The organism is Acinetobacter sp. YH12043 (genome assembly GCF_013419915.1).
Taxonomy (GTDB): domain Bacteria; phylum Pseudomonadota; class Gammaproteobacteria; order Pseudomonadales; family Moraxellaceae; genus Acinetobacter.
Genome location: NZ_VOZD01000009.1, coordinates 1 through 24,714, shown reverse-complemented (window position 1 = coordinate 24,714; position 24,714 = coordinate 1). Strand labels below are relative to the sequence as shown.

At 40.9% G+C, this 24,714-nt stretch carries 26 protein-coding genes, 2 tRNA genes and 1 pseudogene; 13 read left to right on the top strand and 16 right to left on the bottom strand.

The genetic code is table 11. From position 1 onward, the window contains the following. The first annotated feature begins 279 nt into the window (after positions 1 to 279). On the top strand, positions 280 to 1,464 hold the full coding sequence (locus FTU01_RS05900; protein ID WP_180016817.1) for a hypothetical protein: 1,185 nt from the start codon (positions 280 to 282) through the stop codon (positions 1,462 to 1,464). Between the two features lie 38 nt (positions 1,465 to 1,502). On the opposite strand, the gene FTU01_RS05895 is transcribed toward FTU01_RS05900, so the two are convergent. Further along, on the bottom strand, positions 1,503 to 2,657 hold the full coding sequence (locus FTU01_RS05895; protein WP_180016815.1) for a helix-turn-helix transcriptional regulator: 1,155 nt from the start codon (positions 2,655 to 2,657) through the stop codon (positions 1,503 to 1,505). Between the two features lie 230 nt (positions 2,658 to 2,887). Between FTU01_RS05895 and FTU01_RS05890 the strand changes: the two genes are divergently transcribed. Further along, entirely contained in the window at positions 2,888 to 3,394 is a 507-nt protein-coding gene (locus tag FTU01_RS05890; RefSeq protein WP_180033409.1) for a copper resistance protein NlpE, read from the top strand. 70 nt (positions 3,395 to 3,464) lie between these two features. On the opposite strand, the gene groL is transcribed toward FTU01_RS05890, so the two are convergent. From groL to FTU01_RS05870, 4 genes are all read right to left on the bottom strand, one after another. Beyond that, positions 3,465 to 5,099 (bottom strand): chaperonin GroEL, encoded by a 1,635-nt coding sequence (groL, locus tag FTU01_RS05885; protein WP_005234685.1) that lies wholly within the window; start codon positions 5,097 to 5,099, stop codon positions 3,465 to 3,467. 69 nt (positions 5,100 to 5,168) lie between these two features. Next, on the bottom strand, positions 5,169 to 5,459 hold the full coding sequence (gene groES, locus FTU01_RS05880) for a co-chaperone GroES (RefSeq protein WP_004646315.1): 291 nt from the start codon (positions 5,457 to 5,459) through the stop codon (positions 5,169 to 5,171). Positions 5,460 to 5,637: 178 nt separating this feature from the next. After that, positions 5,638 to 6,414 (bottom strand): metallophosphoesterase, encoded by a 777-nt coding sequence (locus FTU01_RS05875; RefSeq protein ID WP_180138500.1) that lies wholly within the window; start codon positions 6,412 to 6,414, stop codon positions 5,638 to 5,640. After that, positions 6,395 to 7,333 (bottom strand): diacylglycerol kinase family protein, encoded by a 939-nt coding sequence (locus tag FTU01_RS05870; protein WP_180138499.1) that lies wholly within the window; start codon positions 7,331 to 7,333, stop codon positions 6,395 to 6,397. Before FTU01_RS05870 ends, FTU01_RS05875 begins: the two co-directional genes overlap by 20 nt. 414 nt (positions 7,334 to 7,747) lie before the next feature. On the opposite strand from FTU01_RS05870, the gene FTU01_RS05865 reads away from it, so the two are divergent. The 3 genes from FTU01_RS05865 (at position 7,748) to FTU01_RS05855 (ending at position 11,844) form a co-directional block, all read left to right on the top strand. Then, positions 7,748 to 9,577, top strand: a complete 1,830-nt coding sequence (locus tag FTU01_RS05865; protein WP_034706283.1) for a phosphoenolpyruvate carboxykinase (GTP) — start codon at positions 7,748 to 7,750, stop codon at positions 9,575 to 9,577. Positions 9,578 to 9,932: 355 nt separating this feature from the next. Continuing rightward, positions 9,933 to 11,285, top strand: coding sequence for an MFS transporter (locus FTU01_RS05860; protein WP_171523054.1), 1,353 nt, complete (start codon positions 9,933 to 9,935; stop codon positions 11,283 to 11,285). Positions 11,286 to 11,421: 136 nt separating this feature from the next. After that, positions 11,422 to 11,844, top strand: a complete 423-nt coding sequence (locus FTU01_RS05855; protein ID WP_200230802.1) for a hypothetical protein — start codon at positions 11,422 to 11,424, stop codon at positions 11,842 to 11,844. A 55-nt stretch (positions 11,845 to 11,899) separates the two neighbouring features. Here FTU01_RS05855 and FTU01_RS05850 read toward each other — a convergent pair whose 3' ends face one another. Both FTU01_RS05850 and folD read right to left on the bottom strand, forming a co-directional pair. Continuing rightward, complete coding sequence (locus FTU01_RS05850) at positions 11,900 to 12,568, bottom strand: methyltransferase (protein WP_034704932.1); 669 nt, start codon at positions 12,566 to 12,568, stop codon at positions 11,900 to 11,902. Positions 12,569 to 12,831: 263 nt separating this feature from the next. After that, positions 12,832 to 13,680 carry a bifunctional methylenetetrahydrofolate dehydrogenase/methenyltetrahydrofolate cyclohydrolase FolD gene (gene folD / locus FTU01_RS05845; RefSeq protein WP_180033413.1) on the bottom strand — a complete coding sequence of 283 codons (849 nt, stop codon included), beginning with the start codon at positions 13,678 to 13,680 and terminating at the stop codon, positions 12,832 to 12,834. Between the two features lie 153 nt (positions 13,681 to 13,833). On the opposite strand from folD, the gene FTU01_RS05840 reads away from it, so the two are divergent. Beyond that, a tRNA-Cys gene (locus FTU01_RS05840) sits at positions 13,834 to 13,907 on the top strand. Between the two features lie 11 nt (positions 13,908 to 13,918). Continuing rightward, positions 13,919 to 14,004 (top strand) — tRNA-Leu (locus tag FTU01_RS05835). Between the two features lie 131 nt (positions 14,005 to 14,135). Here the strand turns inward: FTU01_RS05835 and FTU01_RS05830 are convergent. The 3 genes from FTU01_RS05830 to FTU01_RS05820 form a co-directional block, all read right to left on the bottom strand. Next, complete coding sequence (locus FTU01_RS05830) at positions 14,136 to 15,041, bottom strand: YafY family protein (protein ID WP_180138498.1); 906 nt, start codon at positions 15,039 to 15,041, stop codon at positions 14,136 to 14,138. A gap of 139 nt (positions 15,042 to 15,180) precedes the next feature. Continuing rightward, positions 15,181 to 15,381 carry a hypothetical protein gene (locus tag FTU01_RS05825; protein WP_159123322.1) on the bottom strand — a complete coding sequence of 67 codons (201 nt, stop codon included), beginning with the start codon at positions 15,379 to 15,381 and terminating at the stop codon, positions 15,181 to 15,183. Positions 15,382 to 15,618: 237 nt separating this feature from the next. Then, positions 15,619 to 16,611: an NAD(P)H-quinone oxidoreductase gene (locus FTU01_RS05820; RefSeq protein ID WP_180069403.1), complete on the bottom strand. Its 993-nt coding sequence runs from the start codon at positions 16,609 to 16,611 to the stop codon at positions 15,619 to 15,621. 129 nt (positions 16,612 to 16,740) lie between these two features. Between FTU01_RS05820 and FTU01_RS05815 the strand changes: the two genes are divergently transcribed. Continuing rightward, on the top strand, positions 16,741 to 17,181 hold the full coding sequence (locus tag FTU01_RS05815) for an N-acetyltransferase (protein ID WP_179992103.1): 441 nt from the start codon (positions 16,741 to 16,743) through the stop codon (positions 17,179 to 17,181). Between the two features lie 24 nt (positions 17,182 to 17,205). Next, positions 17,206 to 17,556: a co-chaperone YbbN gene (locus FTU01_RS05810; protein ID WP_180048191.1), complete on the top strand. Its 351-nt coding sequence runs from the start codon at positions 17,206 to 17,208 to the stop codon at positions 17,554 to 17,556. A 17-nt stretch (positions 17,557 to 17,573) separates the two neighbouring features. Here the strand turns inward: FTU01_RS05810 and FTU01_RS05805 are convergent, their stop codons facing one another. Together FTU01_RS05805 and FTU01_RS05800 are read right to left on the bottom strand one after the other, a co-directional pair. Next, on the bottom strand, positions 17,574 to 17,834 hold the full coding sequence (locus FTU01_RS05805; RefSeq protein WP_166136970.1) for a DUF2798 domain-containing protein: 261 nt from the start codon (positions 17,832 to 17,834) through the stop codon (positions 17,574 to 17,576). Positions 17,835 to 17,906: 72 nt separating this feature from the next. Continuing rightward, the gene (locus FTU01_RS05800; RefSeq protein WP_166136973.1) at positions 17,907 to 18,422 is read right to left on the bottom strand and encodes a PadR family transcriptional regulator; all 516 of its coding nucleotides are present in this window, start codon (positions 18,420 to 18,422) and stop codon (positions 17,907 to 17,909) included. Between the two features lie 121 nt (positions 18,423 to 18,543). Between FTU01_RS05800 and FTU01_RS05795 the strand changes: the two genes are divergently transcribed. Continuing rightward, entirely contained in the window at positions 18,544 to 18,756 is a 213-nt protein-coding gene (locus FTU01_RS05795; RefSeq protein ID WP_166136976.1) for a hypothetical protein, read from the top strand. On the opposite strand, the gene FTU01_RS05790 is transcribed toward FTU01_RS05795, so the two are convergent. From FTU01_RS05790 to cysD, 3 genes are all read right to left on the bottom strand, one after another. Beyond that, positions 18,739 to 19,218 carry a hypothetical protein gene (locus tag FTU01_RS05790; RefSeq protein WP_166136979.1) on the bottom strand — a complete coding sequence of 160 codons (480 nt, stop codon included), beginning with the start codon at positions 19,216 to 19,218 and terminating at the stop codon, positions 18,739 to 18,741. The two genes, FTU01_RS05795 and FTU01_RS05790, sit on opposite strands and share 18 nt — an antisense overlap. Before the next feature lie 145 nt (positions 19,219 to 19,363). Next, the gene (gene cysN / locus FTU01_RS05785; protein WP_166136982.1) at positions 19,364 to 20,977 is read right to left on the bottom strand and encodes a sulfate adenylyltransferase subunit CysN; all 1,614 of its coding nucleotides are present in this window, start codon (positions 20,975 to 20,977) and stop codon (positions 19,364 to 19,366) included. Between the two features lie 118 nt (positions 20,978 to 21,095). Then, positions 21,096 to 22,010 carry a sulfate adenylyltransferase subunit CysD gene (gene cysD / locus FTU01_RS05780; protein WP_034170514.1) on the bottom strand — a complete coding sequence of 305 codons (915 nt, stop codon included), beginning with the start codon at positions 22,008 to 22,010 and terminating at the stop codon, positions 21,096 to 21,098. A gap of 317 nt (positions 22,011 to 22,327) precedes the next feature. On the opposite strand from cysD, the gene FTU01_RS05775 reads away from it, so the two are divergent. The 3 genes and pseudogenes from FTU01_RS05775 to FTU01_RS05765 form a co-directional block, all read left to right on the top strand. Continuing rightward, positions 22,328 to 22,870, top strand: a complete 543-nt coding sequence (locus FTU01_RS05775) for a hypothetical protein (RefSeq protein ID WP_034704963.1) — start codon at positions 22,328 to 22,330, stop codon at positions 22,868 to 22,870. Positions 22,871 to 23,139: 269 nt separating this feature from the next. Beyond that, entirely contained in the window at positions 23,140 to 23,775 is a 636-nt protein-coding gene (locus tag FTU01_RS05770; RefSeq protein WP_004782965.1) for a YqiJ family protein, read from the top strand. Between the two features lie 51 nt (positions 23,776 to 23,826). Then, a pseudogene (locus FTU01_RS05765) lies at positions 23,827 to 24,228 on the top strand (SPFH domain-containing protein); the annotation flags it as partial. 142 nt (positions 24,229 to 24,370) lie between these two features. Here the strand turns inward: FTU01_RS05765 and FTU01_RS05760 are convergent. Further along, positions 24,371 to 24,714 (bottom strand): transposase (locus FTU01_RS05760; protein ID WP_180138497.1); only part of this gene is annotated, 344 nt, incomplete at its 5' end.

Genomic DNA, 24,714 nt, shown 5'->3' with positions numbered 1-24,714 from the left:
GCCACAGTCTAACAATGCAGCAGAATATAGATAGTGCATCCTGATCAATAAAACATCAATTAATATATATTTGTATTTTTAAGCTTTAGGAAGAATTTCAATTTATTGTTATTTGAATATTTCTTCTTTCACTACCTATTGCAAGCTCACTCTTTTAAGCAAATAGTGAGTTCAATTTATTTTACTGATTTATATATTTTTCCATCCTAATTTTAGGATATGTCGATTTTAGCTTTCTTTCTATACTTCGCTGACATAATAAATTTCAGGAAGATTTTCATGAAAAAGACTTTAATTTGTCTTGCCTTAGCGGGGTTACTTACAGCATGTGGCGGTTCAGATAATGATCGTACAGAGGGTTCATCACCTGTTCCACCTACAGCTCCGGTCGGGACCGAAACTGGTGTACTGACAGATGGAATTATCTCAGGGGTAACATATATCACCAGCAGCGGTGCGGAAGGGGTTACTAATGAAAAAGGTGAATTTAAATTTAATGATGGAGAAAAGGTTAAATTCCTGATTGGTGACGTACAACTAGGTCAAGAAATTGAAGCGAAAGAACGTGTTACTCCGTTAGATTTAGCACAAACTGAAAATGCACGTACCAATCTGATGGTGCTTTTACAGTCTTTAGATACAGATAGTAATCATGACAATGGGATTAGCATCAGTACTGAAGCTGCTAATGCCCTTCTTAATAAAAGTTTAGATTTTTCTAAGGCCCCTACAGCATTTGCTACAGACGTGGTATCAACAGGCGTAGTTACCACAGAAAAATTGATTACACCTGAAAAAGCTGCAGAAAACTTCCAGTCAACTTTCTATAAAGATATTGCCGGTACTTGGGAAATTGGCCGTAATGCAAACAGCGCTGTTCTAATCCATATTTTAGAAGATGGCCGTTATGCCTTAGGTCAAGCAGAAGCTGCTGATGGTGATGGAACGCCTGGCATTGAAACTGGAGAGTTAAACTGGAATGCAACTACCAGTGTAATTTCACCGCGTATTATTCAAGACAGTAATGGTGAATGGGGACTCTCACATCCTGCAGGAGGCAAACCTTATACGTTAAACTATGATGGAACGACCTTAATTCTGACAGAACCGGGGATCAATACCGAATACCGTTTAAGCCGCGTCAAACAGTCTGCTAATGGTCTGGTAGGTGCATGGAGATTTAGTGACACCCATTTATTTGCCTTCTTTGACACAAACTATTATTTCTTCCTGGACACTGAAGGCGGAGATGATTGTGGCTGGCCTGGTATTGAATATGGCAAATTTATCCTCTCAGGTAATACACTTACGACCACTGAAGTTTTATTCGATACCAATGAATGTGGCGGATTACAAGACAGTTCCGATGGCAGCAAGACCATTGCAAACATCAATGTATCGGCTGAAACTCTGATCTTGCATCCACAAGGTGAAGGTCCTGTAACATTACAGCGCGTTAGATAATGAGCACTGCCTACCTAAAGAATTATCTTTAGGTAGGTTTAATTAATATGTTCAAAATGAATCGTACATCCCATCAATAAGTGCATCAGCTCAATTTGTGAAGTGCAGTCAGTTTTTTCATAAATATTCTTAAAATAAGTGCGTACTGAACTTAAAGTGATCCCACATTTCACTGCAATTTCTTCTAATTTATAGCCATTGATTAAAAGTTCACACAAATCAAATTCACGTTTTGACAGTTGATATGCTTGCTGCAAATAAGCTCTAGATAATGAATAATGCCGGTTTTTGTCTGTCATAAATACAGCAATCTGATGCTGAGCTTCAGAAAATTGCTGCATTTTTCTCAACCTTTTAAAAGGCACAACAGTGAGCATCAATTGCTGTCCTTTAGAATCCTGCAAAGCCAAGACCCCGCCTATTTCACTCGACATACTGGTATCTTCCAGCAAAGCACTCGATAGCAATCTTTCCAGACGTTCCTGATCACCTACCGGTGTTTTCAGCCGGTTATGCATATCCATTTCCAGACATGTTGAAGCTTCAATCATGCTTTGTGCTAGTGGATTTGAATAAGATAACTTGAGATCCTGATCCAGCAAAATAATACCGATTTTTAAACAGTCTAATACGGTATATAAGCTGATATTGTCTTGTTGTACTAAACTGATTTGCCGATGAATCTGTAAAGAGCGACGTAAATGTATGCCGATCCGTTTGAGAAAATTCAGTTCAGCTACTTCAAAACCTTGAGTGTGCGGAGCACGATGTAGTCCCATGACTGCCCAGCGATAATTTCCTCTGTCCAGTAATACTCCCGCCATATATCCTATCCCTGTAGGCTTAAGGCATTTTTCATAAAAGATATACTGCTCTGTTCCAGGTTGATCTGCATAATGACGGCAGTCCTGATTAAGTGCCTCCCCCATATCAATTTTATTCCATAAAGGCATATGCAGCTTCATGTCAATGACCCGAATCCGTTCCTCCTGATAAGCAGCCAGACTTTCTTCCGGGATATTGTAAGTATAAACAAAGTCATAGGCTGGATTGAATTGATCAAGGCCGGTAAAAATTGCACTATGACTCTGGGTATATTGCACAATATCCTGAATGACCTCTAGCCATAAAGCAGGCAATAAAGCAGCATCATATATTTTCGCGATGATATTATTTTCCTGTTCTGCTTTCATGACCGCTCTTATTAATAATTATTTCTATCAAATCATAACCTTAAGGTTTATAAAATAAAACTAAAGAAAACCTATCGCTTATTTTGTATTTTAATTATCTTAGTTTCTCATCTACATATATTTAATCCGTTTCACTTAACGAATCAATTTTTAACAAGATCTCTCTGTATATTGATAGCTCATACTTTTAATGTAAATCCTAATACAGAAGAACAAGAGGATGATCTTCAATGAAAAAAATATTATGGCCTGCTTTATTGGTAGTAACAGTTACTAGTTTAAGTGCATGTTCTAAACAGAATGACCGCGATATGGTCAGTGCAGATACTCAATCTAATACCACAAATGCTCCTGTTACTACAGAGACTACAAATAGTCAAAGCAATATGAGTACTAAGATGAGCAGTAATGCCACTGCCAACTCAAACTGGGCAGGTGAATATGAAGGTGTTTTCCCGTGTGCTGACTGCGAAGGTATTAAAGTTGAACTAGATCTTAATCCTGACAAAACTTATGAATTGAGTGAGGAATATTTAGGTAAAACTGGAAATAATGAAACTGAAACCAAAGGTAGCTTCACTTTCGATCCTCAACAACCTTCTATTATCGTCCTAGATGGAAAAGCTGAAAACCGGAAGTTTTATGTAGGTGATAATTTCGTTGAAGCTCGTGATATAGAAACAGGTAGGGAAATACAGAGTAATCTGAATTATAAATTAGTTAAAAAATCACCTTAATTATTTTCTAACTTAATAAAAAATCCCCGCAAATGCGGGGATTTTTTACATCATATGATCGAACGATGAATTACATCATACCGCCCATACCACCCATGCCGCCCATATCAGGCATAGCTGGTTTTTCTTCTGGAATTTCAGTAATCATACATTCTGTTGTTAACATCAAGCCAGCAACAGAAGCTGCATGCTCAAGTGCAGAACGAGTTACTTTAGCAGGGTCAAGAATACCCATTTCCAGCATGTCACCGTATTCGCCTGTCGCAGCGTTATAGCCATAGTTACCTTCACCGTTCTTCACAGCATTGATCACTACAGATGGCTCATCACCAGCATTGGCTACGATTTGACGAAGAGGAGCTTCGATTGCACGACGAAGAATGTTGATACCTACGTTTTGGTCATCGTTAGCACCAGTCAAACCATCAAGTGCAGATGCAGCACGTACCAGTGCAACACCACCACCTGCAACAACACCTTCTTCAACTGCAGCACGAGTTGCATGAAGTGCGTCGTCTACACGGTCTTTCTTTTCTTTCATTTCAACTTCAGTTGCAGCACCGATTTTGATAACTGCTACACCGCCTGCCAATTTAGCAACGCGTTCTTGAAGTTTTTCTTTGTCGTATTCAGAAGTAGATTCTTCGATTTGTGCACGGATTTGCTGAACACGCTCAGAAATCTGATTTGCATCACCAGCACCATCAACAATCACTGTATTTTCTTTAGATACAGTTACTTTATGTGCAGTACCTAAGTGTTCAAGTGAAGTTTGATCTAACTGCATACCGATTTCTTCAGAAATTACAGTACCACCAGTCAGGATCGCGATATCTTGAAGCATCGCTTTACGACGGTCACCGAAGCCAGGTGCTTTAACCGCACATACTTTGATAATGCCGCGCATGTTGTTCACTACAAGTGTAGCCAATGCTTCGCCTTCAACATCTTCAGCGATGATAAGAAGAGGCTTACCAGTTTTCGCAACAGCTTCTAGAACAGTGATCAATTCACGGATGTTACTGATTTTCTTGTCAACCAACAGGATGTATGGGTTTTCAAGTTCAGCAGTCAACGTGTCTTGTTTATTTGCAAAGTATGGAGAGATATAACCGCGGTCAAACTGCATACCTTCTACCACATCAAGCGAGTCTTCGAAGCCTGAACCTTCTTCAACAGTGATTACGCCTTCTTTGCCCACTTTTTCCATTGCTTGTGCAATCAGAGAACCAACAGTGGTGTCAGAGTTTGCAGAGATCGAACCGACTTGCTCAATCGCTTTAGAATCAGAAGCTGGTTTTGCAGTTTGTTTAATATTTTCAACAACAGTTTTCACTGCAAGGTCGATACCGCGTTTCAGATCCATTGGGTTCATACCCGCAGTTACTGACTTGATCCCTTCGTTCAGGATTGCTTGAGCCAATACAGTTGCAGTTGTTGTACCGTCACCTGCGATATCATTGGTTTTTGAAGAAACTTCACGAACCAGTTGCGCACCCATGTTTTCGAATTTGTCTTTCAGGGTAATTTCTTTCGCAACAGATACACCATCTTTAGTAATGTGCGGTGCACCGAAAGAACGGTCGATTACAACGTTACGGCCTTTAGGACCTAAAGTCACTTTCACCGCATCTGCAAGGATGTTCACACCAGCGATCATTTTTGAACGAGCTGAATCACCAAATTTTACGTCTTTAGCTGACATATTTGACTCCGAATATTGTTATATCTTTACAAAATCTGAATTGGAATGAGTAAAACGATCTGGCGCAGATTAAGCTTCTAATACTGCCAGAATGTCAGACTCTTTCATGATTAAAAGTTCTTCGCCGTTTACTTTTACAGTTGTACCTGCATAAGTACCGAACAATACTTTGTCGCCAACTTTTACGTCTAACGCGCGTACGCCATTGTCAGTGATTTGACCATTACCAACTGCAATGATTTCACCTTGTGCAGGTTTTTCAGCAGCAGAACCTGGAAGTAAGATGCCCCCAGCTGTTTTTGTTTCTTCTTCAACACGACGAATAACAACGCGGTCATGTAATGGACGAATGTTGCTCATAAATAACTCCATCAGACTAAGTCTTTTTTAGATCACCGATGACGACTTATTTATTCCATTGGTCATCATCAAAATTTTTTGATGTCCTTTTTATGGAGATGGAATAAAACGCTTCAAGGGCAAAAATGAAAAAAAATTGGTTTTTTTTTAATTTTTTGGTGGATTGCGTATTTTTTGTCTATTTATTTACGGGATCAGGCTGTTGAACAAAGGTTTTTAACTGTTCATCAAAACAATATTGCGTAATTTTTCCTGTTGCATCAATTGCATTAAAGCTATTCGGCTGATTCTTATGGAGTCGATGCGACGCAGAAGTCCCAGCATGTACATCATAAACTGGATGATCTCCTCCCAATTCGAATATACGGTTCAAATCATAGACTGCGATACGATGCAAATGCCCATGCAATACAGCAAACAGACCATGTTGCGACCAAGACTCCAATGCAATTTTGGCCATCAGGGGAATATCCTTAAACCCCCGCCTATTCTGAAATGGCACATAAAAAGGTTGATGACTGACAATAATCTTAATTTTGGAAGCAGGTGCCTGCTGTAGTTTTAGGTCAATCCTTTGAATCTGCTCAAGGGATAAATGGCCTTTGGTATGATATCGACGTCTAATCGAATTTACCCCAATCAGATAAAAATGTTCAGTTTCTAAAACAGGCTCGAGTTCACCGAAAAATAATTGATAACGGGTAAATGGAGTAAATAGCCGATTCCATAAATGATAAAGCGGAATGTCATGATTCCCCGGGATCACCAGATAAGGCGTATTCAACTGATCCAGAAACCGTTTACATGCAAAGAACTGCCCTAAACGTGCTCGCTGGGTGAGATCGCCGCTGACTACCACCGCTTCCAGTGCATGATCCCGACAAAATTGCTGGATGGCTTCCAAACATTCAGGTCTTTCTGTACCAAAATGTAGATCAGAGAGATGCAGAATCATGCGGCACCATTACACTTAAACTATTTTTTAAAACTGAAATATTTAACGGTGGTGTCATTTCTACCGTTTCCCCATCTATGGCAACCATTAATTTTTTGCGTTTAGACTCAATTCGCACCTGATCTGCAGCAAAACTATAGACATCGGAGGCTTCATCAATTTTGCCCCGAATTAACTGATATACCAGCTTGAATAACGTCAGCTTGTCACTTTTAGAGACCACAACCCCAGCCACCTTCCCTTGCTCAGCAGCTTGGGCAATCCGCATTTTCATGTCTGCTAACTGTAGTGGATTATTGCCAAAGAAAATCAGTGGAGTTTTGACCGGATATTTCTTCTGATCTACCCAGATTTCCAGTTTTAATTCTTTACGGTCACGAATCAACACATCGAGTGCTGAGGTATAGGCATGTAAAGGGAAACGGCCAAATATGCGATTATAGTCTTCACGTTTTTTAATAAATAAGGGATATAAGCCCAGACTAGCATTGTTCAGGTAGATTTCCTGATTGATGCGTGCCACATGGATACGTTTGGTTTGACCCGTTGCAATGACTTGTGCGGCTTCAACCAAATCTAAGGGAATATCCAGCAATCTTGCCGCATAGTTAAAAGTACCTAGAGGCAATATTCCGACTGGAATATCAGTTTCAAGCAGGTGTTTGGCGACTGAATTGAGCGTTCCATCTCCTCTTGCTGCCACGACCACACCATGATCCGGCGATTGTTGATGCCGTTGCAGCACTTCAGCAATGACTTTTTTGAACTGTTCTGGATCGTTGATTTCAAAGGCTTTAGTCTCAAAATCATGCGCTGCAAAAATATCTAGTAATTGCTCATATTTTTCTTGTTGGTCGAATAGACGGAAACCAGAATTATGATTATAAATAATGGATAAGGGTTTAGATTGATTAGACATTTTTTACACAGATTGATGCACACCTATTGGCATTTTGTCCAATTCATAAACAATTAATAGTTGCTTTATGTAAAATTCGAATGGCGACCATTTATTTAATCAATAACAAATATAACTGAACAATTTTATTTAAAGGTTTGATTTAAATAAAAATAATTAAAATAAATACCACACATAAAGCTAATAAATACATATTTAAGATTTTGAATTTATTTATATCTTATTGTTTTATATAAATTTAAACAGAAAATAGCATAATATTCCAAATAAAATCCAGCACTTCTTTAGTCTTATTTTTTTGATGATTTTATGCTTTAATACAGCCACTTTTTTTCATATTTCATCTGGCCAGTATTTTATTGACCAGATTGTACTTTGTACAAAATTTTGTACACATTTGAGATAGGCCTCACCATGACCCAAGTGAACGCACCAGAATTCGTTCGTCACCCTAAGCTTATTGCATGGGTGGAAGAAATTGCTAAATTAACAAAACCAGCAAAAATTGAATGGTGTGACGGTAGCGCAGAAGAATATCAACGTTATATCGACTTGATGATCGCTAACGGCACAATGCAAGCGCTTAACCAAGAGAAACATCCTGGTTCTTATCTTGCAAATTCTGATCCTTCTGACGTTGCTCGTGTTGAAGACCGTACTTTTATCTGTTCTGCAAATAAAGAAGACGCTGGCGCGACCAATAACTGGGAAGATCCAGCAGTTATGCGCGAAAAATTGAATGGTCTGTTTGACGGTTCAATGAAAGGTCGTACCCTGTATGTGGTTCCATTCTCTATGGGTCCTTTGGGTTCACACATTGCGCACATCGGTATCGAATTAACTGACTCTCCTTATGTGGCAGTCAGCATGTCTAAAATGGCTCGTATGGGTAAAGCTGTTTATGACGTTCTAGGTACAGATGGCGAATTTGTCCCTTGCGTACACACTGTGGGTGCACCACTTGAAGAAGGTCAAAAAGATGTTGCTTGGCCTTGCAACAAAGAAAAATACATCGTGCACTACCCAGAAACTCGTGAAATCTGGTCATTTGGTTCTGGTTACGGCGGTAACGCATTGTTAGGTAAAAAATGCCTGGCTTTACGTATTGCATCTTATATGGGTCGTCAACAAGGCTGGTTAGCTGAACATATGCTAATCCTTGGCGTGACTAGCCCTAAAGGCGAAAAACACTACATCGCAGCTGCATTCCCATCTGCTTGTGGTAAAACAAACTTCGCGATGCTGATTCCACCAGCAGGTTATGAAGGCTGGAAAATTGAAACTGTAGGTGACGATATTGCCTGGATCAAACCAGGTGAAGATGGTCGCTTATATGCAATCAACCCTGAAGCTGGTTTCTTCGGTGTAGCTCCTGGTACAAATACCAAAACTAACCCGAACTGTATGGCAACTCTTCATAAAGACGTAATCTATACAAACGTTGCTGTGACTGACAACGGTGAAGTTTGGTGGGAAGGTCTGACTAAAGAAGCACCTGCGAATCTGACTAACTGGAAAGGTCAACCACACACTGGCGAAGAAAAAGCGGCTCATCCGAACGCTCGTTTCACAGTTTCTGCTGGTCAATGCCCTTCTATCGATGCGGATTGGGAAAATCCAGCAGGTGTTCCAATTTCTGCGTTCATCTTCGGTGGTCGCCGTGCAGACACAGTGCCTCTGATTTCAGAAGCATTTGACTGGGTTGATGGTGTTTATAAAGCTGCAACCATGGGTTCTGAAACGACTGCTGCTGCTGTTGGTCAACAAGGTATCGTTCGTCGCGACCCATTTGCGATGCTTCCATTTGCTGGCTACAACATGGCTGACTACTTCACTCACTGGTTAGAAATGGGTGAGAAAGTTGGCGAAAAAGCTGCTGCTGCTGGTAACAAACTTCCTGGTATCTACAACGTGAACTGGTTCCGTCGTGATGCTGAAGGTAACTTCGTATGGCCTGGTTTCGGTCAAAACATGCGTGTTCTTGAGTGGATCATCGATCGTTGTGAAGGTCGTGCTGATGCTGTTGAAACTCCAATCGGCCGTGTACCTACTTACGAACAGCTAAACTGGACTGGTTCTGATTTCACTAAAGAACAATTTGACCTTGTAACTTCTCAAGACAAAGATCAATGGATCAAAGAACTTGAAAGCCACACTGAATTGTTCAACAAATTGGGTGATCGTCTGCCAGAAGCGTTGAAAAAACGCCAAGCTGAACTTCTTGAAGCGGTTAAATCTGCTTAATTGCTGATTTAATTTTAAAAAGGTCGCGTAAGCGGCCTTTTTTATTACCTTAAGATAAGGTTAAAGCCAATCGTTTAATCTGTTTTACATCTAAATAAAAACCACATTTACTGTTCATTAATCTCCTTAAAGAACAGCATTTAACCAGTTAATACAATATAAAAATCAAGCAATTACTCTAAACAAATGGTAAATTTATGTTTTATAAAAATATTTAAAAACTACATTATTTATTAAGACTAAAGTCCTATAAAAAGAGAAAACTTGGAGGCGTATAAGTATATGAAATCTCCTCACTTTCTCTCTCACTAAAACATAACTTTTTAGATTTTATAGCAATGAAAATTTAAAAAAGATGTGTTTTACAGCATTCCTTTGGAGCAATGTTGTGAATCAGCCACTTCCTGAAGCTGCTACACCGCAGCTTGATCGTAAAACACGGGTTAAATCTATTCTCGGTGGTTCTGCAGGTAACCTGGTCGAATGGTACGACTGGTATGTTTATGCAGCCTTTACCTTATATTTCGCTTCACAGTTCTTCCCTGATGGCGACAATACCGTCAAACTTCTTCAGGCTGCTGCTGTATTCGCACTTGGTTTCTTGATGCGTCCGATTGGCGCATGGATTATGGGAATTTACGCTGACCGCAAAGGTCGTAAAGCAGGTTTGACCCTATCCGTTTCTCTAATGTGTGTAGGTTCCTTGATTATTGCCTGTGCACCCACCTATGATTCAGTGGGCATGCTCGCCCCTGCGCTGCTGTTATTTGCTCGTTTATTACAAGGTTTGAGTGTAGGTGGTGAATACGGTTCAAGTGCCACTTACTTGACTGAAATGGCAGGTAAAAATCATCGTGGTTTCTACTCAAGCTTCCAGTATGTGACCCTGATCTCAGGTCAACTATTGGCACTCTGTGTCTTGATCTTCCTACAACGCACTTTGACTGAAGCACAACTCACTGAATGGGGCTGGCGTATTCCCTTCCTGATTGGTGCATTCTTAGCGATTGTGGTGTTCTGGATCCGTCGCGGTCTGGTAGAAACACAATCTTCAAAACAGGCTGTTGAACAGGCGAAAAAAGGTGGCCCTAAATCCGGTGCCTTAGCTTTATTCACTAAATATCCTAAACAGGCATTTACCGTGATCATGCTAACTGCAGGTGGTACTTTAGCTTTCAATACTTTCACTACTTATTTGCAGAAATATCTGGTGAACACCTCAGGATTTGAAAAAACCACAGCGACTGAAATCACGACTCTTGCGATCTTTGTATTCATGCTCTTGCAACCTGTGATTGGTGCACTTTCTGACAAGATCGGCCGTAAGCCAATCATGATTGCTTTTGGTGTGCTTGGTGTACTATTTACCATTCCTATCTTTAATGGCTTAGGCTCAACTACCAACCCAACTACAGCATTCATGCTGTGTATGAGTGGTATGGTGATTGTGACTGGTTACACAGCGATTAATGCCGTAGTGAAAGCTGAGCTATTCCCTGCCCATATCCGTGCCTTAGGCGTAGCTTTGCCTTATGCGATTGCCAATACACTATTTGGCGGTACAGCAGAACTGGTGGCTTTAAGCTTTAAAAATGCCGGCCATGAAAACTACTTCTTCTATTACATTACTTTTATGATTGGCCTGTCACTGCTGACTTATGTCTTTATGAAAGACACTAAAAAGCACAGCATGATTACTGATGACTAAGTAACTGTATTGCTTTAGGAGCTTTCCGGATGGAAACATTCGGAAAGCTTTTTTATTGGAATTTTATGTTTACTGCCATTCCGCTATTTCGTTGCTATGGCATACTTGTCTGATAAAAATACGGGAAATCATCATGATGAAAAAAACAGTTTTTTTACTCGGCTTAACTATCGGCACTTTAGGCCTGACAGCATGTCAGACGGCACCTCAACAATTCAACGGTCAGACCGGATATGAAATTCTGGAACGTTCAGAAAATTCTGCAACCTTAAGCTATACATTAGCAGGACGACCAAGTCAGGATGAAAACAGGTTACAGGCTGCTTGCAGACAAGTTCTTGGAACTTCTAAAAACTATAATATCCAGATTATCAACAGTCAGGAAATAGTTAACCCAACTCCTGAACAGGCTCAGTATGGCCGTCAACTCGGGGATAGCCGCACCCAGATCAGCTTGAGTAATACACCTGATTTATATAACAGTGAAAATCCGGGTGCCCGAGAGGCATTAGAAGCTCGCCCTACCACTGTACGTGTGATTCGTTATACTTGCTCATAAAACAGAGCATAAAAAAGGGCTTGATGCCCTTTTTTTCTTTTTCAATTCTTGGATGTTATTTAGTTCGATAGAAGCTGACATTACGGAATTCTGGTGATTCATCCAGATCTGGCCAGGTAGTCGCACTACGTTCATCCAGTTTGAGATATTGCGGATGACTAAAATTTTTCACCCGACTATCTGCGACCCAGACTTCTGGTGCAAATTTCAGGAATTCATCCAGGAAGAAACGGTTACACTGATCATAAAGCACATCTGCCGCTAGCAGTATATCCACCTGTTCTGCTTTATAGAGATCATCCAGATATTCCAGCTCAACATCATTTAACTCAGCATTGGCACGACAGGCATTCAGACTGACCTGATCGATATCACAACAGATCACACGTTTGGCTCCTGCCATTTTCGCTGCAATAGCAACAACACCTGATCCTGCACCAAAATCTAGTACCACTTTGTCTTTGACATGATGCGGTTCAGCCAGCAACCACTGTGCCATGGCCAATCCTGATGCCCAGCAGAAGATCCAGTACGGCGTATCATTCCAGATACGACGAATCACTTCATCATCTAGTTTGTCTGTCGGAAAGACTGGTGGAATCAGCCAGAGTGAAATCGGTGTTTCTGGTAGCTGCTGTGCCATCAGTTCACAATTAGGAATAACTTGGTGTAAGGCTTGAAGTAAATGCTCAGGGGCTTTAGGAAATTGGAAAGTACAGCTCATGAAGAAAGCCTTGATGCGAAAATATCTTTATTGGAATTTATACATTAATCGGATACATGACCACGTCATTCGCAGCTGTTCGAGGCAGACTGAAATCTAATTCGTCCTGTTTTTGCGACACATCAACCACGCAAAAGAAATATGACGAGTTCTGCGAATGACAAATGGTTTTGGTTACTTTTGCCGAAACAAAAGTAACGAATGAGCTTCTTACATCTATAGTCACAACGATACAACTCCGCCGTAACTAATTAAAATTTCAATTAACCCAAAGCCTTCTCAGCAGCTTCTACAGTTTGACGAATCAGCGTAGTGATTGTCATAGGACCTACACCACCCGGAACTGGGGTATAAGCAGAAGCGATTTCTTCGATACCGACTAATTGAATATCACCCACACCACCGCCATCACGTGGGTGGAAGCCAGCATCAACAACCACTGCACCTGGTTTAATCCAGTCTTTCTGGATCAGTTCAGCTTTACCCACAGCACCTACAACGATGTCAGCCTGTTTTACAAATTCAGGCAAGTTTTGAGTACGTGAATGGCAAATGGTCACTGTAGCATTCGCTTCAAGCAACATTGCTGCCATTGGTTTACCTAGAATCGCAGAACGACCAACCACTACCGCATGTTTACCTGCGATTTCAATATTGTTTTCTTTCAGGATGGTCATGATACCTGCAGGAGTAGCAGAACCATAAGCTGCTTCACCCATCGCCATACGACCATAACCCAGGCAAGTCACACCATCTACATCTTTTTCAAGCGAGATTGCATCGAAACAAGCACGTTCATCAATTTGTGCAGGAACCGGATGTTGTAACAGAATACCGTGAACATCCGGATTTGCATTCAATTTTTCAATTTCAGCCAGCAATTCTTCAGTAGTCGTTTCTTTTGGAAGCTCAACTTTTAATGAATCCATACCAACACGGCGGCAAGCATTACCTTTCATACGTACATAAGTTGCAGATGCGCCATCGTCACCCACCAAAATAGTCGCAAGAATTGGAGTACGACCTGACTTTGCTTTCAGCGCTTCTACGCGAGTTAACAAGTCAGCTTCAATTTGCTTCGCTAATGCACGACCGTCTAGAACTAATGCCACGGCACTTCTCCCAAGTGTTGATATGAATCAATTTTGCACATTCTACATGATAATTCTGAATATTTTCCGCCATATGCTGTTTTTATGCGCATACAAATGAATATCCTATTGTTTTTTTTTCAGAGCTTGATAATATACGCATCAACAAGACGCGGCGGGGTGGCAGAGTGGTCATGCAGCGGACTGCAACTCCGTGGACGCCGGTTCGATTCCGACCTCCGCCTCCAATCTTGTTAAAGCCCGAGTGGTGAAATCGGTAGACACAGGGGATTTAAAATCCCCCGCCCACAAAGCGTGCCAGTTCGAGTCTGGCCTCGGGCACCATTCTTCTACTACTGAAGATGGTGCAAATAAAGAACCCAGCGAAAGCTGGTTTTTTTATGCCTGTAATTTGCTAAATCTAATTCTCAATAGAATTCTATAAGCATTCGCCAACCTGCTCTGCTTTCAAAATATTATCCAGCAGAGCGTAAATAACCTTCCAGATCCTGTTCCAGTTTTTCCTGAAAATGAATCGGCTCAATGATCTTTACATACGGTAGCCAGTAACGTACCAGTGGCAATAACTGCATTTCATGACGAATCTGACAACTAATTAACAATTCTCCAGACTCTGATTCCTGTTCGATCTGCTGTTCCGGAAATAAATGGCGCTCTTTAAAAAACACCGTGACTTCAGGTTGCACCTTCATCAAAACCTGCTGTTTTTGCTGGCCAAACCAGATGCTGTCTTCATCTGCCAGCATTTTCAAAACTTCAGGATCATGCTCAAAGCTTTCATTTTCAAAAACCAGTTTGACTTCCTGCAACTGACTTAAACGATAGGTTTTGAGCTCAGCTTCAGTGACACCGGCCAGATACCAGATGCCATGATGATGAATCAACCGGTATGGCTGGATGATCCGTGTTTGTTCGGAATATTGCAGCTCAATCTGCTGCCGTTTATAGATCGCCCCTGCAAGCAGCTTGAAATGCTCGGCAAACTGTTTGGCATCTTCAAAATAATAACCTTTTGCCGAAAATACCTGATTTGCCCGCTCATCCAGCAATTCACGAATAAAAGACATATCCAGTGCCGGATACAAGTCACTGATTCCAGACAACTGTGCAAAATTCTGGATATCCTGTAACTTGAAACGCCCTAAATATGAAGGTTCAAGATAATAGCGTTTGGTATTTTCATCCTGTATGAGCGGTAAATACGCATTCAGACGAACAAAATCACGCTCAATGGTACGGGTGCTGACCTGAAATTCTCGTGCCAGCTCCTGTACACTTAACTGATGCCCTATATTAAGTTTGGTTAAAATATTTGCCAAACGGTCTGCGAGGCGCTCATGCGTTGACGCATTGCCCTTCATAAATACCCTCTTCGTGCCGCTTGTGCAGCACAATGAATCATTTGCTTAGAATTTTTAAATTATGGGAAAATTATACAGCCAAATAAAAACAAGATTAGAGTTATTCACTTCAACTTAAGGCTAATAGGCAAGATATTTTTTAAGATTTTTTACGACGTTTGTAGTGAGGTTTTGGTGCTGAGTGGCTCAGCCGTTCCATATAGCGTTCCAGATGCAACATGGCTTGATACAGCTTGTGTAAATCGGAACGAAGTAACTGATTACGGATAATCGCTTTATGCAAACGCTTCAATGCACGAAAGCCATGTTCATGCGTATAAGGGGCCGACACTATCTTCATAATATACTTCCTTTTAATACGTGACATTTCATCAAATACCAAACAATTTAGTCAGATTATATTTAAGCGCTAATTTACTCCTCAGTTTTGACAGGTTGTGTCGAACAATCGACACTTTTTACCGTTTTTTAAAATTTATACTCCTATTTCAAGCAATTAATTTAAATTATTTATCGTTTTTTATGCAAAATAAAAGCCAACAAAAGTTGGCTTTTAGTATTTCTATCACAAGAATAATTAGATGATTTCCACCACAATCTTACCGATATGTTCACCTGTATCCATCGCTGCATGCGCATCCTGAATCTGGTCAAACTTGAAGGTTTTATAGATCATCGGTAAACATTCACCTTTTGCCCAGAGTGGTGCCACATGCTCTTTCAGGCCCTGGGCAATTTCAGCTTTCTCAGCCGTATTGCGTGCACGCATGGTGGAACCGGTAATGGTCAAACGCTTCATCATGATTTGACCCAGTTTTACCTCCTTAGCCTTAGCACCGCCCAAGAATGCGATATACACCAGGCGGCCATCGCGACGCAGCAGATTCAGGTTTTTCTCCAGGTACGGCGCACCCACCATATCCAGAATCACATCTACACCGGCATTATCTGTAGCTTCATTGATAACCTGTTCAAAGTCCTGGGTCTTGTAATTGATTCCTGTCGTCAGATGTGAAATTGCCTGGATTTTTTCATCACTACCTACTGTCGCAAAGGTTTTGATGCCTAATGATTTGCACAGCATTAAGGCCGTGGTTCCGATTCCGCTAGTTCCGCCATGAATCAGTACAGTCTCTCCTGCCTTAGCCTTACCCATCTGGAACACATTTGCCCAAACAGTGAAAAAGGTTTCCGGAATCGCCGCAGCCTGTACAAAACTCACACCTTCAGGAATGTTTAAAGTCTGGCTTTCAGGCACGACGCAATATTCTGCATAACCACCGCCATTGGTCAGACCACAGACTTTGTCACCTACTTTAAACTGGCTTACTTCACTCCCGACTGCAACAACTTCACCGGCAACTTCCAGACCCGGTACAGGAGTCACGCCCTTAGGCATTGGATACAAGCCCTGACGCTGCAAGATATCCGGACGGTTAATCCCGAAAGCATGTACCTTAACCAGCACTTCGTCTGCTTTAGGTTCAGGGATGGCAACCGTTTCATAAGCGAGTTTCTCTACACCACCCGGTTCTGTAATGATGACTTGTTGCATGCTTTGTTGCGTCATGGATTCTTTCCCTAATATTCACGTTTCATATTTTTCGAACTTATTTGAACATAGAAATGCTATGGATTGAAGCAGCATGGACTTATGTATAATCAGCTGCCTATTTAGTAAATTGATATAAGACCACTGATGACAATAATTACAAAAGCGAAAACCGAGGATATCGACGCTATTCTTGAAATCTGGTTCCAGGCTTCTTTAAAGGCGCATGATTTTATTCCTGCTAGTTATTGGGAAAATCAGCTACTTCCAATGCGAGATGTATATTTACCCTTAGCAGAAAACTATGTCCTTAAAGAAAATCATACGGTACTTGGCTTTGTTTCATTATTAAAATCAGAAAATGTATTAGCTGCACTTTTCATTGATCCTGAGCAGCAAGGTGCTGGCTATGGTCGCCGTTTAGTTGACTTCTTAAAACAGCAATGTAATCAGCTGCATTTAAATGTCTATGCTGCAAATACATCAGCAGTTCATTTTTACCAAAAGCAGGGTTTTAAGATGATCAATCAAGGAATCGATGAGAATACCGGTCAGGCTGAACTCACTATGAGCTGGTTTAAATCTTAATTTTGAAATGATGAGAGCAAATTCATGTCAGCAGTCATCCCCTACAATGAAGATAATTACAGTGACTTCGAATGGTTTGAAGGCTTTGCTGTGATCCGTTTCTATGCTGACTGGTGCAAGCCCTGCGTACAGAATTTTTCAGTTTTTGAGGAACTGGCAACACAATATGCTGGGCATGATCCAGAAATTAAGTTCGGTAAAATCAATGTCGATCAATCACCGATTCTGACCTTACGCTATAACGTCTATGGCCTGCCTACTACTCTTATCTTTAAAAATGGGCAGATCATTCATCGTATTGCGGGTGTGAAAAGCCTGACTGAAATGAAATCTATTTTGTCTCAAGTTCTGAATAAGTCATCCGATTCCGACTGATTCGAATAAGCAATTTCTTATTTAGCAGATTGATCTGACATCTGCACAAACTGCATCAGAAATTTGCGTACCAGCGGCAATACAAGCAGAATCAGTGGAAATGCCACCAGCCATGACAGCCCCCAAGCATGTAACCATAGCGAGATAAACGCATCGCTCCAACCTTTATTCAGCAGCATATTAAAGCAGGAAATCGCGCCACTCATAATGCCAGATAGAATCAGTGGCATCAGCCAATTCAGATGTTTCGGGTGGAATTTTGGGAGATTATTGCTCATAGATGACCTTCTTACTTACTTCTCTTCTTTAAGTTGATTTTGTGCTTTCACGGTTTGCTTCATATCGCACTTTTATAAATGGATGATCTTAGCTGCAGCCTGTTCGATCTGATCGGCGATTTCTTTGATCTGTTCAACACTCATGTTTGTTTGCAGTTTTAAACGTAGAGACGCTTTCAGGCTCTCCATCGCTTGGTTGATATCACTATAACGCTCATCAGTCTGAATACGTCGACGGGTTTCAAAGCGACTCAGGATCAGCTCAATAGCGTCTTTATGAGCTGCGAGATGTTCAATGCCTTGAGAGGAAATGCTGTAGCGTTTACGTTCATCTGTCGTGATTTTTGAGGTGATGAACTGCTGTTCTTCCAGATAATTAATAGTTGGGCAAATCGTACCTGTACTCGGCTTATAGTTTCCGCCTACGAGCGCTGCCACGTCTTTGATAATGTCATAGCTATATTTAGGGTTCTGCGCCACAAAATGCAGTACCAATAGCTTCATCTGCCCTGCTTCAAAGAGGCGTTTACGTGGCTTGGGAGAGTTTTCTCGTTCTTCTGAAATGACAGAATCAGGAATACTTGACATAACAAAGATATATCTTAAATTTAATTAAGATATATCTTATCACCATTAAAATAATTATCAAATCATGTAACATTCAATCATATTTTCTTTTTGAGTTGTTTTTATGGGGAAAATAAGAGACATGCTCCTAACAGGCATGACACAAGCAGAGCGTAAAGAAGTACAACAAGCACTTGGACAATTAAGTGAATTACATAGAAAACTTTCAACCACTTATACACTAGCAGATAATTTAGAACATATTACTGATGGACGTGATGCAGCTGCAAAATTAATTAAAGGTGAAATTGATTTACTGCAGCTAGAAATTCAAATCTTAATTAACAAATTCTAAATCTACCCTCTTTCTGTTGTGCTCCAGATTTGTATTTATACATCCTCGCTTATATACCTCTGTCATATTCAAGCTACTATATTTTCTCATTATAGATGTGATATCAGTGTCTTTTGTTTCCAACATATAATTGATAGCTTCACTGAATCCATAGTTAAAACCTTTCATCCGGCTTTCTTCTTCTTTTCTAATTTCCACTTGCTCTTCTGCGGTTAAATCGCCCTGCTCAAGTTTATTTCTTGATGTAAAACTACGCCCAAACGTTTCATACAAATCTAAATTTGGCTCAGTTATGCCTTTTTTAATTGAAGCGACTGCACCATACCACCCCCAAAAAGCAGCGTCTGAGAAGTCAAAACAATGCGATTCAACATCCCTATTGAGTTCATCTAATACTTGCTGTTTTGTTTTACCACAAGATACCAATACACAGAATATTAGTAAAAATATAACCATTTTCATTTTATTCTCAATTTTTAAACTTATATTTTGTCTTTAATATTTAAATTATCACTTTAGACTCATTCAAAAACCCTATCAACATAATTTTCTTTTAATGCATTGAAAAACCCGCCTTTCAGCGGGTTTTTCTTAAAATCAGCCAGTCTTATAGACGAACCAATTCCACAATTTTCTCAGCCAGTTCTTCAACTGCATCGGCTGTGTAAGTTACATCTGTACCTTCTGCAAGGTCAGTAATCACCACCACACCTGTTTCACGTACAAGTGCAACCTGTACATCAGTCAGACCCGCTTTCGCAATTGCAACTACACCTTGCTGAATCAACAGGCTTTCAAGTGCTTGAGCATTTTCCAGTGCTTTCGCAGTTACAGTGACCGCAGCAGGTTTTTGACCTAAACGTGCAGCACGTGCTTCGGCAGTCACAGGCTCGTTGTGTGCAGTCCATTCCACTGCAGCTTCAACCATACCCGCACCAACAGTCACGTTGCTTAGACGGTCGATGAAGATGAATGAACCTGTGTAACGGCTATCTTGGTAACGGTCGAATACCACTGGCGCATCAAATTCAATCGTTACGTCAGCAATCGCATTCAGATCAAGCTGCTCAACCTGCATTTTTTCCAATGTATTTACATTGGTACGGTAGTTAATTTTCGCAACTTTCGCAGGAATGGTTTGCGTACCAAACTTCACGTTATAAAGTTTGCCAACCACTAATGGCTGATCGTTCATCCAGACCACAGATGCGCGAGCAGAACGTGAAATCAGCGGTTGTTCGCCAGCTTTCACCAACACGTTACCACGTGAAATATCGATCTCATCGTTCAGTGTTAAAGTAACAGCTTGACCCGCAACAGCATGATCCAGATTACCGTCAAAAGTGACAATTTCTTTCACTGTTGATTTCTTGCCAGATGGCAGAGCAATAATTTCATCGCCAACTTTCACTTCACCCAATGCGATGGTGCCGCAGAAACCACGGAAGTCGAGGTTAGGACGGTTAACGTACTGAACTGGGAAACGGAATTCGTCTTTGCTGGTATTACGTGTAATTTCTACAGTTTCCAAAGTCTCCATTAAGGTCTGACCTTGGTACCACGGCGTATTTGGTGATTTGTTTACAACATTATCACCGTTCAATGCAGAAATTGGCGTGAACACAATATTTTCAGGTTTACGATCGCCCAACTGGTTCACGAACTCGTTGTATTCAGCCTGAATTCCATTGAAGCGTGCTTCAGAGAATTCAACCAGGTCCATTTTGTTCACTGCAACCACGATATTACGAATACCTAATAGGCTCGCAATAAATGAGTGACGACGTGTTTGAGTCTGAACACCGTAACGCGCATCGATCAGGATAATTGCAAGATCCGCAGTAGACGCACCAGTTGCCATGTTACGAGTGTACTGTTCGTGCCCTGGGGTGTCGGCAATGATGAACTTACGTTTTTCAGTAGAGAAATAACGGTAAGCTACGTCAATGGTAATACCCTGCTCACGTTCAGCTTGCAGACCATCGACAAGCAGTGCCAAGTCAGGAGCATCACCAGTAGTACCGACTTTTTTAGAGTCACGGGTAACCGCTTGCAGCTGATCTTCATAAATCAGTTTTGAATCATAAAGCAGACGGCCGATCAGGGTTGATTTACCATCATCCACGTTACCGCAAGTCAGGAAACGCAATAAGTCTTTATTTTCGTGCTGTTTCAAATAAGCCAAAATATCTTGGCTAATAAGTTCTGATTGGTGAGACATCGCTCATAGCTCCACAAATACGTTGAAATCGGTTTCTTTTAATCCCTCTAAATCTCCCTTTGTTAAGGGAGACTTTTTTCTCCCCTCTTTGAAAAAGAGGGGCCGGGGGAGATTTCTCTTAGAAGTAACCTTCCTGCTTTTTCTTTTCCATCGAACCTGCTTCGTCATGGTCGATCATACGGCCTTGACGTTCAGATGTGGTCGCTAAAAGCATTTCCTGGATAATTTCCGGTAAAGTTGTTGCAGTTGATTCAACCGCACCTGTTAATGGGTAACAACCTAAAGTACGGAAACGAACCGATTTCATTTGTGGCACTTCGCCTGGATTCAGGCGCATACGCTCATCATCAACCATGATTAGCGTACCATTACGCTCAACGACTGGACGTTCAGCAGCTAAGTACAATGGAACAAGTTTGATATTTTCAAGGTAGATATATTGCCAGATGTCTAGCTCAGTCCAGTTAGACAATGGAAATACACGAATACTTTCGCCTTTGTTCACTTTACCGTTATAAAGATTCCAAAGTTCTGGACGCTGGTTTTTCGGATCCCAACGGTGTTTAGAGTCACGGAATGAATAAACACGTTCTTTGGCACGTGATTTTTCTTCGTCACGACGTGCACCACCGAAAGCAGCATCAAACTGATATTTATCCAGTGCCTGTTTCAGACCTTGGGTTTTCATAATGTCAGTATATTTAGAGCTACCATAGTCGAATGGGTTTACGCCCGCATCACGACCTTCTTTGTTCTGATGCACGATCAGATCAAAGCCATGTTCTTTGGCCATGTTATCACGGAACTTGATCATGTCTTTGAATTTCCAGCCGGTATCTACATGAAGTAGCGGGAATGGAAGTTTTGCAGGATAAAACGCTTTCAGTGCTAAATGCAGCATAACTGCTGAATCTTTACCGATTGAATAAAGCATAACCGGATTTTCAAACTCGGCAGCAACTTCGCGAATGATGTGAATACTCTCAGCTTCAAGCTGTTTAAGATGAGTAAGTCTTTCCTCATTTAATGACATGGACAACCTGCGTATTACACGTGTACTTATTACACTTTATAAAATTTATATTCATTATAGTGATTAACTTTTCATAACGATTGCTTGTTTTGTGATATTCATATATTAAAACGTCATATAAAAATTCACTAATATCAACTATCAGTTTTTATGAATCTGATAGCTTAGCTAAATAAAGACAATTGATTGTTTAGTCAAAGCACTCTGGAAGATTACTTTTAGCAATGAAATGATATATTAATCATCTAAACGGACAGTTCACATCGTGGTGAAAAAAAATTAGAGTAGGATTAGTTCTTCCAATTTATAAACTATGTATGCCTTATAACGAATTTGATTTAGATACTTTAAAATCCCGTCTGGAACAGGCAAAACTTGCCGGTTTTATTTACCAGCACCAGCAACATATTTTGGTTCTTCAGGAACCCTATACTGAAGATGGCAGTCCTTTAAACATTTATATCCAGCATGAATTGACCGCGGATCAGATTGGCATGCAGTTTGGCCTGCGTAAGCTGAACGGTCAATGGGAATACCTGCTCGGTATGACTTATAGCAACCAGCAGGCAGGTTACGAAATAGGTGCCGGCAATCTGAGAAGTGATCAAAAAGCTTTCAATCTGCTTTATGCTTTCTATAACTATCCTAAAGCCTTTTTCTTGGTGGCCCTTCCTTTGTCTGCAAATACTCAGGCATTGGAACAGGCTCTCGACGAACAACTATTTAATCAGCCTGAACTTAAATTTCTGGAGACTGCAGTAAAAACCAATCCAATGGGCGAACAGGTGCAATGGATGAAGAACTATATCCTGCAACAAGCCCTAGAAATGAAAGTCCGTATCCAGACCGCCATCCTTTAATTCTTTTATACATCTACCTAGGGACAGAAAAGCAAATGTACACAATTGCTTTTCTATTCTTGAGATAAAACCTCAGATTCGCCCACCTATAAAATAGTCGACATTTATTTGCAGCTAAGAAAAGCTCATCACATATTGTTAAATTTTGGATTTTATCAAGCTATCCCGATTGGGATTTTTGTTGTTTTTTGCTTACAATTTTATTAATAACTGTTATCTTTAACAGGGTCATAAAATTTCTATAAAACCATAATTAGAGACAGAAACTCATGTGGGAACTGTTCATTCATCCTTCCAACATTGTATTTAGTATCAGTTTAAGCCTGATGCTGATGTTTGCTGCCTTGGAATGTGTCTTGCTGATGCTAGGAGGTGGTTCCCAGAATATGTTCGAACAATTTCTGCCTGAAGAACCGCTTCATCCGGAAGTAGGTATTGATCAGCAGACCGGCCTGTTCAATAAAGTATTCGACTGGCTTTATCTGGGTCGCCTGCCTCTCTTTATCTGGCTCATTATTTTCCTGACCAGTTATGGTCTGAGCGGTTTATTGATCCAAGGCCTGTTCGAACGATTTACCAGTCAGCTTTTAAATGCATGGATTATTTCCCCTGCCTGTTTATTTTTATGCATGCCGATTGTACGTGGGCTGTCCGTGCTTGCTGCCAAAATTCTGCCTCAGGATGAAACCATCGCGATCTATAGCGATGAACTGATCGGACGAACCGCCACGATTATTCTGGGAGATGCCAAAGCTAACTCCCCTGCTCAGGCCAAAGTTCAGGATCAGCATGGTAAGACCCATTATGTGCTGGTCGAACCTGAACGCAATGAAATATTTAATCAAGGTCAGACAGTGGTTTTGACTCAAAAAACTAAAAATGGCTTTCAGGCTATTGAACTTTAATTAAACCAATTTCCTATAAAAATCAAGCTTGCCCAAAGAGACTTTATAACAATGCTAAATTTTGATTTATATAATGTTTTGATTATTGCGGGGATTATATTCGTTGGCCTAGTCACCTTCGGATTAATCATTGCGCGTTTATACCGTCGTTCCAGTAAAGAGATTTCCTTTGTACGTACCGGTTGGGGTGGTGAAAAAGTGATTTTAGGCGGCGGGGCTTTGGTGCTACCGGTGCTACATGAAATCATTCCAGTCAATATGAATACCTTGCGTCTGGAAGTCCGTCGTGCCGATGATCAGGCGCTGATTACCCGTGATCGCATGCGTGTCGATGTCATGGCTGAATTCTATGTACGTGTGAAACCAACGGCTGATTCGATTGCTACGGCAGCACAAACTCTTGGTCAAAAGACCATGTCGCCAAATGAATTAAAGAATCTGGTTGAAGGCAAACACACTACACCAAAAATATGGAATGAAGAACATAAATTATTATTAAATATGTATTTTTTAAAAAAACCATTAAATTCCACATTTACTTGTTAAGTATGGAATGAACCTTAAATGTAAGCGTCCGCTGAATCCCATACCAATTTTAATTCGATTTAGGTTTCCAGCAGTGTGGCAGTAACTCTTCAATCTGGGTCACTTTATGTGTCGGCAGCCTTTTCAGCACATCACTTAAATAGGCATACGGATCCAAGCCATTCAGCTTTGCTGACTGGATTAACGTCATGATGTTTGCCGCTCGCTGACCACTGCGCAGCGAACCTGCAAACAGCCAGTTCTTGCGCCCCAACGCCCAGGGACGTATCTGATTCTCGACCCAATTATTGCAAATAGGTAGATTGCCATCATCCAGATAGCGGCTTAAAGCTGGCCAACGCTTCAGAGTGTAATTGATGGCCTTGGCGGTGGGAGAACTCGATGGCACTGTCA

Coding starts and splice junctions, on each gene's coding strand:
- FTU01_RS05900 (WP_180016817.1), top strand. CDS start 280: ATGAAAAAGACTTTAATTTGTCTTGCCTTAGCGGGGTTACTTACAGCA.
- FTU01_RS05895 (WP_180016815.1), bottom strand. CDS start 2,657: ATGAAAGCAGAACAGGAAAATAATATCATCGCGAAAATATATGATGCT.
- FTU01_RS05890 (WP_180033409.1), top strand. CDS start 2,888: ATGAAAAAAATATTATGGCCTGCTTTATTGGTAGTAACAGTTACTAGT.
- groL (WP_005234685.1), bottom strand. CDS start 5,099: ATGTCAGCTAAAGACGTAAAATTTGGTGATTCAGCTCGTTCAAAAATG.
- groES (WP_004646315.1), bottom strand. CDS start 5,459: ATGAGCAACATTCGTCCATTACATGACCGCGTTGTTATTCGTCGTGTT.
- FTU01_RS05875 (WP_180138500.1), bottom strand. CDS start 6,414: ATGATTCTGCATCTCTCTGATCTACATTTTGGTACAGAAAGACCTGAA.
- FTU01_RS05870 (WP_180138499.1), bottom strand. CDS start 7,333: ATGTCTAATCAATCTAAACCCTTATCCATTATTTATAATCATAATTCT.
- FTU01_RS05865 (WP_034706283.1), top strand. CDS start 7,748: ATGACCCAAGTGAACGCACCAGAATTCGTTCGTCACCCTAAGCTTATT.
- FTU01_RS05860 (WP_171523054.1), top strand. CDS start 9,933: ATGTGTTTTACAGCATTCCTTTGGAGCAATGTTGTGAATCAGCCACTT.
- FTU01_RS05855 (WP_200230802.1), top strand. CDS start 11,422: ATGAAAAAAACAGTTTTTTTACTCGGCTTAACTATCGGCACTTTAGGC.
- FTU01_RS05850 (WP_034704932.1), bottom strand. CDS start 12,568: ATGAGCTGTACTTTCCAATTTCCTAAAGCCCCTGAGCATTTACTTCAA.
- FTU01_RS05830 (WP_180138498.1), bottom strand. CDS start 15,041: ATGAAGGGCAATGCGTCAACGCATGAGCGCCTCGCAGACCGTTTGGCA.
- FTU01_RS05825 (WP_159123322.1), bottom strand. CDS start 15,381: ATGAAGATAGTGTCGGCCCCTTATACGCATGAACATGGCTTTCGTGCA.
- FTU01_RS05820 (WP_180069403.1), bottom strand. CDS start 16,611: ATGACGCAACAAAGCATGCAACAAGTCATCATTACAGAACCGGGTGGT.
- FTU01_RS05815 (WP_179992103.1), top strand. CDS start 16,741: ATGACAATAATTACAAAAGCGAAAACCGAGGATATCGACGCTATTCTT.
- FTU01_RS05810 (WP_180048191.1), top strand. CDS start 17,206: ATGTCAGCAGTCATCCCCTACAATGAAGATAATTACAGTGACTTCGAA.
- FTU01_RS05805 (WP_166136970.1), bottom strand. CDS start 17,834: ATGAGCAATAATCTCCCAAAATTCCACCCGAAACATCTGAATTGGCTG.
- FTU01_RS05800 (WP_166136973.1), bottom strand. CDS start 18,422: ATGTCAAGTATTCCTGATTCTGTCATTTCAGAAGAACGAGAAAACTCT.
- FTU01_RS05795 (WP_166136976.1), top strand. CDS start 18,544: ATGCTCCTAACAGGCATGACACAAGCAGAGCGTAAAGAAGTACAACAA.
- FTU01_RS05790 (WP_166136979.1), bottom strand. CDS start 19,218: ATGAAAATGGTTATATTTTTACTAATATTCTGTGTATTGGTATCTTGT.
- cysN (WP_166136982.1), bottom strand. CDS start 20,977: ATGTCTCACCAATCAGAACTTATTAGCCAAGATATTTTGGCTTATTTG.
- cysD (WP_034170514.1), bottom strand. CDS start 22,010: ATGTCATTAAATGAGGAAAGACTTACTCATCTTAAACAGCTTGAAGCT.
- FTU01_RS05775 (WP_034704963.1), top strand. CDS start 22,328: ATGCCTTATAACGAATTTGATTTAGATACTTTAAAATCCCGTCTGGAA.
- FTU01_RS05770 (WP_004782965.1), top strand. CDS start 23,140: ATGTGGGAACTGTTCATTCATCCTTCCAACATTGTATTTAGTATCAGT.